Annotated in this window: 9 protein-coding genes; 6 read left to right on the forward strand and 3 right to left on the reverse strand. The window is 65.0% G+C overall.

Features of this window, described 5'->3' with window-relative positions; all coding sequences use genetic code 11:
• Positions 1-75: 75 nt before the first annotated feature.
• Positions 76-1,044, reverse strand: coding sequence for a tyrosine-type recombinase/integrase (locus ACFWYS_RS36400; RefSeq protein WP_384778450.1), 969 nt, complete (start codon positions 1,042-1,044; stop codon positions 76-78).
• Between the two features lie 549 nt (positions 1,045-1,593).
• Here ACFWYS_RS36400 and ACFWYS_RS36405 point away from each other — a divergent pair.
• The 6 genes from ACFWYS_RS36405 to ACFWYS_RS36430 all read left to right on the forward strand — a co-directional run bounded on the left by ACFWYS_RS36405 (position 1,594) and on the right by ACFWYS_RS36430 (position 10,395).
• Positions 1,594-1,839, forward strand: a complete 246-nt coding sequence (locus tag ACFWYS_RS36405) for a helix-turn-helix domain-containing protein (protein WP_384778453.1) — start codon at positions 1,594-1,596, stop codon at positions 1,837-1,839.
• Between the two features lie 337 nt (positions 1,840-2,176).
• On the forward strand, positions 2,177-4,060 hold the full coding sequence (locus tag ACFWYS_RS36410) for an ATP-dependent endonuclease (RefSeq protein ID WP_384778456.1): 1,884 nt from the start codon (positions 2,177-2,179) through the stop codon (positions 4,058-4,060).
• A 3-nt stretch (positions 4,061-4,063) separates the two neighbouring features.
• Positions 4,064-5,977, forward strand: coding sequence for a UvrD-helicase domain-containing protein (locus tag ACFWYS_RS36415; protein WP_384778459.1), 1,914 nt, complete (start codon positions 4,064-4,066; stop codon positions 5,975-5,977).
• Between the two features lie 754 nt (positions 5,978-6,731).
• Positions 6,732-7,280, forward strand: a complete 549-nt coding sequence (locus tag ACFWYS_RS36420) for a hypothetical protein (RefSeq protein WP_384778462.1) — start codon at positions 6,732-6,734, stop codon at positions 7,278-7,280.
• Positions 7,281-7,502: 222 nt separating this feature from the next.
• Positions 7,503-9,611 (forward strand): hypothetical protein, encoded by a 2,109-nt coding sequence (locus ACFWYS_RS36425; RefSeq protein WP_384778465.1) that lies wholly within the window; start codon positions 7,503-7,505, stop codon positions 9,609-9,611.
• Positions 9,595-10,395, forward strand: coding sequence for a hypothetical protein (locus ACFWYS_RS36430; protein ID WP_384778467.1), 801 nt, complete (start codon positions 9,595-9,597; stop codon positions 10,393-10,395). Before ACFWYS_RS36425 ends, ACFWYS_RS36430 begins: the two co-directional genes overlap by 17 nt.
• A 286-nt stretch (positions 10,396-10,681) precedes the next feature.
• Here the strand turns inward: ACFWYS_RS36430 and ACFWYS_RS36435 are convergent, their stop codons facing one another.
• Positions 10,682-13,144 (reverse strand): Z1 domain-containing protein, encoded by a 2,463-nt coding sequence (locus ACFWYS_RS36435; RefSeq protein WP_384778470.1) that lies wholly within the window; start codon positions 13,142-13,144, stop codon positions 10,682-10,684.
• Between the two features lie 287 nt (positions 13,145-13,431).
• On the reverse strand, positions 13,432-15,139 hold a 1,708-nt coding region (locus ACFWYS_RS36440; protein WP_384778473.1), incomplete at its 5' end, for a WD40 repeat domain-containing protein.

Here is a 15,139-nt window from a genome sequence, read left to right on the forward strand (position 1 = left end):
TGTGCCCGCCCGGCTGTGACGAAGGGCGCAGTGTTCGGTCACAGGCGCGCGGCGAACGAAATGATCGCGCCGCACTCAACATTCGTTGGGCCGCTGCAGGATCGAGTGGAATGCCTGGCCGAAAGCGGTCACCGTCAGACCTTCTGCAATCTTCGGCGGGCGGGCATAGGTGTCCCAGGTTTCGGTGAACCGGGCGTGACGCGAGAGGGATTGGACTGTCTTCGGATCATGCTGACCTGGGCCGCCGAGTGTGGAGGTGTAGAAGCTCTTGAGATCGTGGAAACGGGCGCCTTCAGGGAGACCAGCCCGGGCTACGACCTGTCGCCACTTCCCGTTGAAGTCACTGCTCTGAACAGGCCTCCCGTATCGGTTTGTCACGATGAGCCCTTCGGCGGGTGGCTCGACGTGACCCCGAGCCCGACGCTTGCGCGCAGCGTCCAGGGTGATCGGTTCCGGCTCGCTGAAGTGAGCCACATGAGTCGCTAGCCGCTCGACCAGAAAATGATCCACAGGCAGTGTCGCGTAGCTGGCCTTCGTTTTGAGCGGTGCGGCCTTGCCGTGCTGACGCTGCTCTTGGACGTAGAGGAGATCCTCCTGCCAGCCCACGCACGCCCATGTCAGACCCAGAGCTTCCCCGGCGCGTAGTCCTGCGCATGCGCCGAGCCAGACCAGGACTTCGTAGCGCGGCTCGATCACCCGCATCGCAACGGCCGCTGCGGCCACCTGCTCGGGAGTCAAAGAGACTCCGCTGTCATTGATCTCGGGAAGCTCGATGCGGGACACGACGTTTGCGGGCAGTGGAATATCTTCGTCCATCATGTAGTGGATGAGGATGCGCCACGTCTTGAAAATCTGGACAATTGTGCGGGCCGATCTGAGACTGGGCTTTTCCAGCAAGTGATCGACGAAGGCCATCGAATCGCGGCGCCGCAGCGATGCGGGCAGGCGATTTCCCGCGAACGGGAGAATGTGGTTGTGGAGGTGGCTCTCGTAGGTGTTGATCGTGTTGGGTCTCTTTTTCTTCTTCCGTTTGCGCTCGATCATCTGAGCGCCGAAGAATGCGACCCGTTCACCGTGTACCGGCTGGCTCTCACCCGTTACGGTCGCGTCTTGGGTCGTCAGTTCGCCGAGCCGATCGAGGGCCTCCTGCCAGGTAGCGAACGACTCTCTGTGATCTTTCCTGAGGTGATCGACGTAGCGAGCCTGCCAGCGGAGCCCCCGTCCGTGGTCCGCTGACGGGTAAAGGGGACGGTTCCTGGTCCCGCACTTACAGGGTGTGTCACCTCGGTGGGGCTTTGGATATGACTTATGCCATCGATCGAATGGCAACACAGGTCTGGCCATTTGTTCTCGTTCATTGCTAGTGAGCTAGTGGCCTGCTGCCACACCTGGGTCTGGCCGATTACGTCGGGTGAGGTGTACGGGCAAGTGGTCCCGCAGCTGCACGACCATTCGCGTCTGCTCACATGCAGGATTTCCAGTCTGAAGCCCGATTATGCACAGCTGTTCATGGTCCTGGAGAAGTTGCCCGGGTGGTGTCGCTGTGTGCCAGCACGTGAACCGTCACCAGATGCCCGACTCCTGTCCCTCGGCATGCAGATTCGACGCCTTCGGGAAGGCCGGGGATACAGCTTGGAGGAGCTCGCGGAGCGAAGCGGGTTGAGTTTCCGCGGACTCATCTATATCGAGCATGGTCAGCGCAGCCCCAGCGTGCTGACGCTTTTGGACATTGCTGCGGGGCTCGGTGTGGAGCCAGGGGAGCTTGTTAACCACATCGCCCGGGAGGGTGTCGGCGAGCCCGGACCTCAGCAGTCCGGACCGACGATCGAGCGTTCGTGATCGTCCATGGGGTGCCGTAGGACGCAGGCGCCGTTGATCGTCGTGATTCCTTCGAGGGTGCACAGGCCGTGTGCGCAGCGGGTGCCCCGTTGGCAGGTATGCCGACCTTAGGGGTCCACCTTTCCCATGCTGTCGCGCGGCGATGACGGTTCCGCCCCGTTATTGGGTTTACGGGGACCTGACGTGTCCATTTCTGGCTTTGGGGGCTGATTCTCCTAACGAGACGCGCGCGTCATGTTTAGTCGTATGATGCGTCAGAACCGCGCACAGGTGGGGAACTTGAGGCGGTTGCAGCCGCCTGGGCCAGCCAGGGCACGGGCCTCATTACTCGGGGGCGTTGTTGTACCTTGCCTGTCTGTGCGCGGACAATTTCCGGATCTTCGGTTCGACGCCACAGAAGAACGGTGACACGGATGCCAGCCTGAATCTGGATTTCGGTCCCGCCGCAAATGTCCTCGTCGGTGAGAATGACAGCGGCAAGACGGCCATCATTGACGCGATCCGTTTGTGCCTGCTGACTGCAGCGGCTGACTACTACCGGATCACGCGCGACGACTTCCACGTCGGAGTGGACGACCGCGCGGGCACCTTCAAGATCACTTGTGGTTTCAAGGACCTGACGACGGAAGAACAAGCGGTCTTCCTGGAGCTTCTCACCACGGACGACGACGGCAATGTCGCGCTCTATGTCACCGTCAAGGCGGAGCTCATGGACCCGCTGCGACCCCACCGCGTCTCGGTGACCACGCGCACCGGCCGCGATGGGCAGGGGCCAGCTCTGGACGGTGCAGCGCGCGAGCTGCTGAAGGCTACCTACCTGCGCCCCTTGCGAGACGCTGAGGCCGAACTGCGCTCCGGCCGGGGATCCCGCCTCTCGCAGATCCTCGCCGGCTATCCGGCCATGCGAGAACAGGGCGAGGACGATTTCGACGAGGTGAAGGGCACCGCCAGCACCCTGGTCGGCATCCTGCGGCGGGCAGAACAACACATCAGCGACAACGAGGCGGTGAAGGCGGCCCGTAACGACATCAACACCGGCTACCTGCAGAAATTCTCCATCGGCACCGACGTCCTGCGCGGCGAGATAGGCGTCGCCGGCGATGCCACCCTCGCCCGCGCGCTGGAACGCCTGGAGTTGACCCTTTTCGCGGGTCCGGGGGAGTGGACCAGACATGGCCTGGGCTACAACAACGCCCTGTTCATGGCGGCCGAGCTGCTGCTGCTCGGCAAGAGTGCCTTCGCCCCACTGCTGTTGATCGAGGAACCCGAAGCCCACCTCCATCCGCAGCTCCAGACCCGCATCATGGACCTTCTGCGGGACCGCGCTGAGACTGCCCAGACGGCGGGGACGCCGCCGGTCCAGGTCATCCTCACCACCCACAGTCCCAACCTGGCCTCGGCCATCCCGGTCGAGCACCTCACGCTCGTCGCCCGCGGGTCCACGTTCCGTCTGGCGCCGGGCCTGACCCGCCTCGACGAGGGCGACTACGCCTTTCTCACGCGCTTCCTCGACGTGACCAAGGCCAACCTGTTCTTCGCCCGCAGCGTGGCCATCGTCGAGGGCGATGCCGAAGCCATCCTGCTGCCCGCTCTTGCACAGGCGCTCGGCCAGTCGTTCAGCGAATGCGGTGCCAGCGTCGTCAACGTTGGCGGTGTCGGCCTCTTCCGCTACAGCCGGATCTTCCAGCGCGACGGTGCCCAGATCCCGGTCGCGGTGGCCTGCATCCGAGACCGGGACCTTGTACCCGCCGGCACCTCGGTGGAGATGCGCAAGAGTCTGAAGTGCTCGGCAGAGATGACCGAGCAGCAGATCACCGATCACGTCGCCGCGCTCACGGCGGAGGACAGCGGCCACGTGCGCACCTTCGTCTCCGACCGCTGGACGCTGGAGTACGACCTGGCCGCCGCCTCCTGGACCATGGCGACCCTCATGCACCAGGCTGTCCGCGCCGCCGTCGCCTCCAAAACCACCTGGCCCACCGCAGAGAAGCTCGCCGACCTGGACCGTGCCGCGCAGGCGGAAGTCACGAAGTGGCGAGAGAGTAACGTTCCCCTGGAAAAGGCGGCCTTGGACATTTACGAGCCGCTGCGCATGAACCGGGGCAGCAAACCGATCGCCGCCCACCACGCGGCCCGCCTCCTGCAGACCACGACCGTGACCGAAACTGATCTGCCGCCCTACCTCGTGGCCGCCTTCACCTACCTGTGCAGCGAGGTCTGAGCGATGACGCCCCTCTACGCACCCGACGTCTTCATCAAGGACAAGGTCGAAGCCCTCGCCCAGCAGCTCGGCCTCGAACTGCCGCACCAGGAACAGTGGGACTTCATCCAAAGCGCTGAGCGCCTGGACCTGCAAGCAGCCCCCGGATCGGGCAAGACCAGCCTGGTCGGACTCAAACTCGCCCTGCTGGGCCAGGGATGGAACTCACCCACCCGCGGCATCTGCGTCCTGTCCCACACCAACACAGCCAAAGACGAGATCAGCAGCCGCCTCGCCATCACACCGGCCGGACGCCGACTGCTGCAGTACCCGCACTTCATCGGCACGATCCAGGCCTTCACCAATACCTTCTTCGCCCTGCCCGCCCTCCGAGCCCGCGGCATTGAAGTCCAGGCCGTCGACGACGACACCTACGCGGCCGCGGCCCTGCGCCTGCTGGAACGCCACCCCGCCTTCCGCACGCTGAACACCTTCCTCGGAAAGCGCCGCAACGGCTCCGCACTCGTGTCGGAAGCCCGCTACGTGTGCGATGCCGGAAAACTCACCGCGACGGGACCGGATGGCACCCAGCCGTTCAAGCCCGACACCCCCAGCGGCCGGCAGTTCGCGGCCCTGAAGGAGAAGCTCACCGAGCAGGGCATCTTCCGCTACCACGACATGTTCGCCCTCGCGGAGCGCCACCTCACCCACCACCCGCAGCTCGCCGAAGCCGCCGCCCACCGCTTCCCCTTCGTCCTCCTGGACGAAATGCAGGACACCAGTGACCTTCAGCAGCGCCTGCTCGACAAAGTCTTCGGCTCGCCGAGCACGGTCGTCCAGCGAGTGGGCGACGTCAACCAGCGCATCTTCACCGACAGCCCCAGCGAGGCCCAGCCGTCGTCGTTCCCACTGCCCCACGCCGCCGAACTCCCCGTCAGCCGCCGGTTCGGCAGCAAGGTCGCCGCCCTCGCCAGCGACCTCACCATCCACCGCCGCAAGCGCATCGACGGCGCCGGCCACGACGGGACCATCGCCCTCCTGCTCTTCGACGACAACACCGTCGGTGAGGTCGTCCCGGCCTTCGAACGCATGGCAGCAGCCACCGTTCCCCGTCCTCTGCTCCTCGGCAGCCCGCCCCGCGTCCTGGGATCCCGCCTCACCCGGGGCGGCGCGAAGGCCTTTCCCCAGTCCGTCTCCTGCTACGTGCCCGGCTTCACCACCGTGCCCAGCCAGGCAATCGGCAGCGTCATCACATCGGCACGCGCCGCCCAGGCACACCGGAAAGCCGGCGACAACCACGCAGCCGTCACACTCCTGTGGAACGCCATCCGTGACGTCGCCCGGCTCGCCACCTCAGGCAGCCTGCCCCCATTGAGACGCCTGGACCGAGACCCGGCCACCGCCGGAGGCAGGACCCGCCTCCTCCTGCACGACATGCTGACGAGCCCCCTCGATAGCCACGCCGAGTGGGCCGTCATCACTGCCCGGCTGCAGCGCCTGCTGCCCGACCTGACCCAGAGCCCCCTGAAAGGGGTCGCACGCCTGACCGACCCCCTCGCCCACGTCCCCTGTGCTGACCAGCCAGCCCCAGTGCCCGAAGTGCCGGCGGATACGGAACACGGAGTAGTGCCGTCAGTTGCGGGATCGATCCAGAGCGCCAAGGGCGAGACCCACGCGGCCACGCTCATCCTCGAATGCCTGGAACGCAGCGGCAAGAAGTACGACGTACACGAGGTCCTCGGACTCCTGAGCCAGCAACAGGACGCCACCAAGGCCCTGATCACAGTGCAGCGTGCGGCGCAGCTCGTCTTCGTGGGAGCCACCCGCCCTACCCATCTGCTCGCCTTGGCCGCGCACCGCACGAGAGCCGAACCGTACGTCGAGGCGATGAGGGCTCGCGGCTGGACTGTCCACGACGTCGACGTCGTCGCCCACTGAGCGACTCCTGGCTGCTCTCCGACGAGCGCGCAGACGGCCGGAACATCGCATGACTGCCTTGCGGCTTACCGACAACTGCCCCGTGCCCTGGGCGGGGCATCGCAGCACAGGCCGGAAGCCGCCCTTGCGTCCGATCGGAATACCCTCTCAGGTATTCGCTCTCTGTGCGATGGGAGGGGGAATGTAACTCCGTCCGTAAGGAACAGAGGGGGCAGCCTCTGACAGGGAAGAACATTGCTCGCCAATGTGGTGTTGTCCTGTTTTTGATACGGGCGCGTCTTGGGGTCCAAGAGTGCGGAAAAAGCGTCGGTCGGCCGGAATGCGGGCAGCCACGCTGAACGGTATGCGTCTGACTCTCGTGCGATTACTGCTGTCTCCTGTCACCAGCAGCCGCGCCGCCTGGGCCGTGGCCCGGAGTCGTGGCCAGCTCTCCTTCGATGCGGCGTGGCGCCGAGAACGCCTGGCCAGACACCCTGATGAGCTGGTCTACCGGCTGCACGGGCACCTGCCACCGCATGGCCAAGGAGCAGGACGGGACGCGGGTTCTGTATCCGAGAATCCGGGCGCAGAGCCAGGCCGCGAATACGAGACCTGAAACCATAGGTGCGTGAGAAAAGTGACTCCTGATGTGCAGGAAACACGAGTGACGGAAGCGGTACGGTGCCTTTTTGGTCATGTTCCCCAAGGGAGGATTTCGTGGTCGGTAAGCGAGCGAGAATTTCTGACACGAATCGACGCGAGCCAGGGGGAGTTCATGTCTGACTTCAGTGCTCTATCCGCACTGCTCGGTGCGGGGCTGCCTGCCACGTTCACATTCCTCTACCAGCGGCTTGAGAACCTGCTGGACCGGCGAGGCGCACCTGAGTCCGAGTTGGCATCACCCGTGCCGTTGCGGGGCGAGTTAGCCCTGCCGCTGACCGTCGATGAGGAGCAACTTGCGGTGCACCAAGGAGAGCTGGAGTTGCTGCGTGACGCTCTTGGCGCGTACCGCCGAGGTGCGACACCCGTCGAGGTGGGCAATGCCGAGTTGCTGCGGATGCTCGGGCGGCTGCGCGGCAGGCTGGAGGACCTCTACGGACAACGGCTGACGTTCCAGGGAGAGGAAGACCGGCAACCCTCCGGCCCCTTCTCGCGGCAGAAGATCCACACCGTGCAGGGCCATGTCACCGGCATGCATGCCGATGACACCATCAGCGGCTACGCGGAGACAGACCAGGACATCACCACTGTTGCCGAAGGCGCCACGGTCACCGGCATGCGCGCCCGGAGCATCGGCAGCCCACCCAGCCGGCCCGAGCGCTGAACCTCACTGTCCCCACAGTCTCGAAAAGGATTGCCCGTGACCTCCAGCGCCCCAATGCCGCAGACACCGGAAGCGCCCCCGGCCGCTGCCTCACCCCCCGCACAGCACCCTCTCGCGGGCCTCGCGGGGCCGGCTCCTGACACACCGACGGAGTCGTCCAACCTGCACGACCCTGGCGGGCATGAAGCCCCGCTTGGTCCCGATCTCCCCGTTGAGCCCGCGGTGCCGGATGCCTCGGAGAAGTCCGACGCTCCTGTAGAGCAAGGAACTCCTGACGACGACGGCAGCTCCGGGGACACTCATCTCCACGATGAGCTCACTGAGTCCAGCTGGAGCGGGCAGGTCAGCCAGCGCATCGGCACGAACCGCGGCACTGTTATCGGCACCCTCATCGAGCAGGGATTCCGCCGGCTGCGGGGCATTGCACTGTCCCCGACCGAAGTCGCCACGCAGTTGACGACCTACGTCCGCGACGAAGACGACGACCAGGCCATCAGCAAGATCCTTGACCAATGGCCGGTCGTCGTCCTAACAGGGGCCGACGGCAGCGGCCGCTTCAGCACTGCCCTGGACGTACTGCGTCGTCGCGCTGGCGACACCATCCGCCAGGTGCGTCGGGAACCAAATGCGCCGTTCAACATGGCAGGACTGCAGGATTCTCATACCGGATGGATCCTGGACCTGCGCGCGGAACAGCCTCCAGCTGGCTTCGGCCGCGAACTGGTCGAGGACACAGACCGGCTGCCCGAGGGATCCTGTCTCGTCGTCCTCATGAGCACCACGGCCTGGGCCCAATGCGGTCAGGGAGCAACCGAAATCGCCAGGCCCCTGGAAGGGCCACCGCGCGAGCACATCCTGCGCAAGCAACTGCTACAGGCGCCGTTCACGATCAACATCGACAACTGGCTGTCGTCCGATCCCATCAGCAGGGGCATCACCCCCCTCCTGCCGGCGAAGATGGCGGCGTGGGCGAACGCCATCATCACCACCGAGGACATCGAACGCCGCAAAGGCGGCCTCGGATCCGACGCGGCACCTGACACCGAGTACTTCAAGTGCTTGGTCCTGGAAGTAGTCAAGGCCGCCGAAGACTGGCGCACCGAACTTCTCAACTGGCACAACACCCACAGCGACAGCGCCTACCGCAACTACCTCCTGGCTGCAGCGGTACTGGAGGGCGCGAGCTCCGACAAGATCTACCGGGCCTCCGCCAGCCTGGCCACGGCGCTCAACGAGAAGCCCGAGCCCCGCAACGGACAGCAGGGGCTGGGGGTCGTGGCGCTGACCCACACGGCCAACGCCGAACTGCAGCCCGACGGCACCATCCGCTTCCGATACCACAACTACGCCGAAGCGGTCGTCGACTACTTTCTCGACGACCGTCCCCACCTTCTGGAGGAGTTCACTCGTTGGACCGCCGCTCAAGTCACCACACTCGGTGAAGCAGACCTAACCGCACCACTGGCCCAGCGTGTCAGCCACTGGACCGTGCACTACACCGCACGCCACCGCAGGACGAACCTCCTGCGCTTTCTGGCTGAGCAATGGTCCTCGTCCCACACCGACGCCGCATGCGACCTGCTGGTGCTTGCCGCCATCGACGACCACGCCGGCGCTCTGGCCCGCAGCGCCTACCGCAGATGGGTCAGGGACACGGACACCCTCAGCGCGGACTTCAAAGTCGTCCTCATCCGGGCCTTCCAGCGGCTGGCCACCATCTACCCGACCAGCATGCTGAGCAGAATCGCTGAGCTGGCCACCCCGGTCGACCAGAACGCCGTGCACAGCGATGAGGTCACTACCGCCATCAGCCAAGCCGTCAACATCCTGTGGGACCAGGACGACCAGCGCCCCGCCATCCACAAGCAGCTCACCCAGTGGGCCGGGGACCACCGAAAACCCCAGCAGGCAGCAGCACAAAGCACGTTCGCTTACCTCGCCGCCCGCCGTACGCCTGACGGGCCCGCTCTCCTGACGGACCAGCAGATCAATGCCGTGTGGCTCAGCGACATGTGGCGCAACGCTTTGCCTACGACCGACTGGTCTCCGATCGTGGCCCAAGCGTTCGGCTACTGGATGCAGACAGCCCTCGATACCCCCGACCTCAGTGCGACCATTCAGAAGATCTTCCTGAGCGCGGTACACCGTCCCACCGACCCGCACTACAGCGCGCGGCGCATGATCGCCATGCAGAACCTGCTCTTCAGCTGGACCCCTGCACCTCCCTCGCCGCAGCCCAGCGACGCCGCCCGCCTGCGCGACGAGCTATCGACCCGTATGAGGGCCGAAGACCCCGCCGCGCCCCCTGACCCTCATGCGCCGCAACCGTGACCGAACCGGCTGGCTCGCCCCGCGGGCCGGCGACCTCGCCGACAACGACAACCCTTACCCGCTCCCCAGCAACGCCCCCGGTTACCACTTCTATGCACACCTGACCGGACGATGGGAAGAAACACCAGCCGCCCGGCACCACCACGACCCCCGCGCAGCTGCCACCCACCACGCTCTCGAAACGGCCCGCGCTGTGTCGGGCCTGTATCCCCTGACGGAACACCAAGCGGCCCAAGCCCACATCAACAGCCGACTGGGCACCTCACACGACCGAGCCGATGCTCCCGTCCGCCTCCTGTGGGCCCGGGTGCACCTGACAGCTGAGAGCTCAGACATCGAGGCGGTCGTCTGCCTCCAGCGTCAGATGCACGACAACGCCCTCATCGAGCAGACCAACCGACAACGCCAGTACCAGGCAGAGGAATTACACCGGGCCCTGTCCACGACGCCCACACTGGCTCTCGCCTACTGGCTCATCCACCAGCCGCAAGCCGCCGACCCAAACACCATCGAAGCACTGAGCCAGCTGACGCGAGAAATCACCACATACGCCCCGCACACCGCTTGGGTCCAAGTCGCCCACCTGCTCCAGACCTTCGTGCAGGACCTCGACACGCCCGCCCGCACGAACCTCGTCGACAGCCTCGCGCAGATTTTCACCCGCTACGACCAGCCACAACTCGCCGACCACCTGCGTTCCATCGCAACGCAGGTGCAGTCCGCCAACGGACACCTCCCAAGCAGCCCTCCACGCCGAGGGGTGGCAGGGGAAGCAACGCCCTGATTGATTGGAATGCTTAGGTGGGTGGAGGGTCAGCGCTAGCGATGGCGTCGATCCCGGCGAGAGTGACTCGCCACGCTTCCCACCCGCCCTACACGGCAGGCCAGTTCAGATGTCACCCGATCGTGCATCAGACCCGTTTCGCGTAGGTCCACAGTGCCCCTCCAGGCAGTCGGCCACGCGCCACGCTCCCAGCCTACGAGACGTCATTTACGACGGCTCTCCGTGGCTCACCGGCGGCTTGGTGTCTAAAAAGGCTTGCATCTGGCGACGGTTGAGTCGCGAGGAATCAGACGGTGGAGTCTGTGGTGGTGGGATGGGGGAAGACGAGACCGACGCCGATGACATGCTCTTCAGCGTTGAGGGGGGCGCGGTGCGTCTTCGCCGAGGCGGGGGCGGAGGTCTTGTCGATGGGGTAGAGGGCGAGCAGTCCAGTGTGGGGCAGTTGTTGGCGCCGGGCTGCTCGCATGGTCTGTTCGTTCAGGTTGTTGATATCGCCGGCCAGGTCGATGGCGGCATCGCGCGCACCCATGAGGGTTTTGATGTCGGCGAAGTCAGGTTGCTGCGAGGCGACGTTGAGGCGAGAACGGATGATTCGGCCGACCGTGATGTTCTCGGCGAAGGTCAACGTCTCGCCTGGATGGGTGGCGGGCTTGCCGATGATGGCCACGTTCCATTGACGCAGCGAGTCGGCCACGGTGATGCGCTTGCGGATGTAGTCGATGAGGAGGCTGGGGTCCGTTTCGGCTGACTGCTCGTGGAACTGGTAGGTAGCGAGGAAGTTGATGACTGCATCACTTGGCACGTTGCGGAAGAGGTAGCGGCCCAGCTCGGGGCGGGCTTCGGTGTGGGTGGCTTGGTCGGCTGCGGTGGCCACGAGGCTGCGGGCCGCTTCGAGGTTGGAACGCAGCCAGCTGGCATTGGTGTGGAAGTAGTGGGTTTGCACGCGCTTGGCGCCGTAGGAGACGGAGGAAGGCGACTGATGCCGTTTGGCTGCCGTGACGGTGCGCAGCTTGGGATGTGACCGAATCTGAACAGCAAGGTTGAGCGGGCTGATGTTCTCGATGGCTGCGCGCTCTAGCTGCTGGCGCAGTTCGATCTGGGTGTCGGCGATTTCGCGCCACCATGCGGAGAGCTGTTCGGGCATCCAGATCCGTGGGAGGTCGCCGTAGCCGGCGCGGAAGCCGAACCAATGCTCCATCTGCTGCAGGGTGTCGTAAGCCGAGGAGGTGGTGACGAAGTAGCCCACCGACAGGCCTTCCAAAAAGAGGCCACGCGTTAGGGGCGTGCCGCCGCCGACCACGATGGTGGCAGGGTAAAAGGAGTTCTCGAAGTGAGTGTCAGTGCTGGAGTTATTCGTGAGGATTTGGCAGTGCTGCAACACGGTGGGCAGATAGACGATCAGCTCGTCGAAATCCACGGGTTGTTGGCCGAAGTCTGCAGCGGGTACCCGCTGGATTTCCTGCTGCCATGAGCGGCGCAGGTAAGCGAGGTAGTCGGGGGAGGCCAACCGTTCAGCCATGTCGTCACGTAGCGCCTTCAGGGGAGCCAGGAAGCTGGCCTGAACGGTGGCGTTGTTGCTGGCGTGGATGAGCATCGTGTTGTGGCGAGTGCCGCTGCCGCGGACCGTGCGGGCCGCGGCAACCATCCAGAAGTACTCCACCGCCTGGCGCAAGGTGGCGGGAAGGCTGGGGTTGAAGTCGGTCACGGCCTCTCGGGCGGCGGGCCGTAGGTCGCTGATGTCCTGGTCAGGGATCAACCGGATCATGTCGTATCCGTCGTCGTCCTGTTCCGGGTCGTCATGTTCACTCGTGCCGTGGCCGAAGAGAATTTCGGTTCCGGTGTAGTGAGGCGGCCGCGGTAGCGCGACGATGAAGTCCTTGGGGAAAAGATCTGTCGCACCTGGCTCAAGGAGAAGACTCGTCAGAGGGCTGCTGGTGTACGCCAGGTAGGCCGAGCGCGGCAGGATGTGGAGCATGTCGCCGACACGGGGATTGATGTTGGTCGATGCTACGGACGGCAGATCGGCATCCACATCAATGATCAACGCAGGGTACTCGTGGAGGAGACTAGAGGCCTGCGCCAGCCAGCGAGCGAGTTTGCCGAGCACGGTCGCGTTTTTCTTCACTACGCAGAGCATAGGCATTCCGCTGCCCAGACTTGGCAGCGCGTTGAGCGGTGACGTGTATTCCTGCTGGCTCGTGGTCAGTTCTACCCAGCGATCGGGATGTGGCTGGACGAGCTGCCGTGTCAGGCGCTGGTGTACTTGTTCGCGAAACACATTATGGATGCCAGCCAGGACAATGAAGAGCCGGTATCCGCGGTCGGCTGCCTTGGAGATCACTGCCGCGATGTTTGTAATGGCACCGGATTGAGGGTATGTCAGCACCAGACCGCGGGCGGAAAACGAGGGCTCTTTGGGATGTTGCAGATTCGCCACGATCCGCGAGGACGCATCATCCAGGCCCGTGAGCGCCTCATTTGCAAACGCCGCGCCTCCGAGCTGACGCAAGAGCGCAGGCCAATACACGTCGCCCTCGCGCGGGCCCGCATACCAGGTGGTGTGTCCGGGGTAGGACTGCGCAGGCACCGGTGCCTGGTGCTCGTCGCGCGCCGCGCGCCGCGCGTGGCGCTCACACAGTTCGTCAATCTCAGCCGGCTCCAGACTGAACTGTTCCAGACGGGCTGTGGCTTGGGACAGTTCCAGCACGAGCCGAAACGTCTCATACAGTGCGTCGATGTCCTTATTCATGCGCGCTGGCCCTGCTGCGTGCGGCCATCCCTGCACTCACGACCGACGGCGAGGGATCGTGGAGGCAAGCGCTCTTTGGCGTTGACACGGGGCCTCATCGAACCGCTCCTCGTTTCGCCCGGCATAGCCGTCCCTCCCTCACTGCTGTTGCGTGACGGTGGTGCGCATTGATGCATGGTGGCCCCCCTCTGTTTCCTCCGACATCGGTCGGCTGCCCGTCGTGGCGCCACGAGGGTCTCAACCCTTCCATGGAACGGGGCGATGGCGGGGCGGGCAGGGAGAGCGCCTCACTCGAGTGCCAAGGCGAGCAGGCCATCGCTGAGTCCCACTACGACAAGGTCACCACTGGACGTCACATCCCAGGCGGGGGAGTGCACCGTGATGGAGATGGTCGAGTGGGATGCCTGCAGGTCCCACACTCGGAGGGTGCGGTCGTCACTGGCGGAGATGAGGCGACCACGCGATCCATGAGTCACGGCCGTCAAAGTGGTGATCTTGTCGGAGTGTCCGTCAAGACGCTGGCGTGCCTGACCAGTGGTGGGATCCCACACCTGGATGATGCGATCATCGCCGGCGCTGACCAGCAAGGGCTGCCCTTGTAGGGACACAGTAGTCAGCGCCGTGATGGGCTCACCATGGGCTGGCCAGACCCGCAGTGTGCGGCGATGCTCGGGATCCCACAGGACAATTGAGCCGTCCTCGAACCCGGCGGCCACGAGCTGCTGGCCTTCAACTATGACGGTAGACAAGGCCGCGATGGCGCTGTCGAAGGACTCCTGGGCCAGGCAATGTGCGTGGGTGGCCGGATCCCACAGCCGCAGCGTGCGGTCACTACTGGCACTGGCCAACAACGTGCGTCCGCCTACCCTCACGGGGCACAGCCCGGTCAGAGCGTCATCGTGACCGGGCAGGGTGCGCAGGATCGTTGCCCGTGCGGTGTCCCAGACCAGGATGCGGCCATCGTCGCCCCCGGCGGCCAGGTGAGGTTCCTCGCCGATAGGCATGACACACAGGGTGCGGACCCAGTCAGCATGCCCCTCAAGCACCGTGACGACCTCGCCGGTGGCGACATCACGCACACGTACCCGGTGATCACTTTCAGCCGAAGCCACATAGGTCTTGCCGTGGACGGTCATCGCACATACCGCCGTGACCGCCCCACCCTGATCAACAGCAGGCATGGGCGGTCCGGCTTGGACATCCCACAGCCGAATAGCGCTGTCATTGCCGGCGCTGGCCAACAGCGTGTGCTCGCCCCACGCCAGAACACACACGCTGGTCACCCAGTCGGTGTGGCCCTCAAATCCGCCGGGCACGATCTGACCACTGCTGCCCTCCCACAAGCGCACAGCAGTGTCGTGCCCTGCACTAGCCATCACAGAGCGCCGACCCACCCGGAACGACGTAAGGGTACGCACCCAATCGGTGTGCTGCTCGACCGTGCGGACGAGGACGCCCGCCTGCCAGTCCCACAGGCGTATCACCTGGTCATTGCCCGCACTGGCCAACAGCATCTGCTGACCCACCACAACGGGACACAACGCGTTGATCCACACCCCTTCCGAGGCAAGAACTCGCACCGCCTGGCCGGTGGCCGGATCCCACAAACGGATCCTGGCATCGGTGCCGGCGCTAGCGAGCAGCGTGCGGCCGCGGTGGGTGAGGCAGGCCAAGGCGCGGACGGGGCCGGTGTGTCCGGTCAGTATCCGCACCGTTTCCCCGGTATCGGCATCCCACAGGCGGATAGTGTGATCGTTGCTGGCACTAGCCAGCAGCATCCTGGAACCCACCCGCACTTCACACAAAGCATTGATATACGCGCTGTGCTCGGTGAGGGTGCGCATCCGATGGCTGGTGACCGGATCCCACAGGCCGATGACGTGGTCGGTGCCGGCGCTGGCGAGCAGCGTGCGGCCGCGGTGGGTGAGGCAGGCCAAGGCGCGGACGGGGCCGGTGTGTCCGGTCAGTATCCGCACCGTTTCCCCGGTATCGGCA

Source organism: Streptomyces sp. NPDC059010, from assembly GCF_042740355.1.
GTDB lineage: Bacteria > Actinomycetota > Actinomycetes > Streptomycetales > Streptomycetaceae > Streptomyces.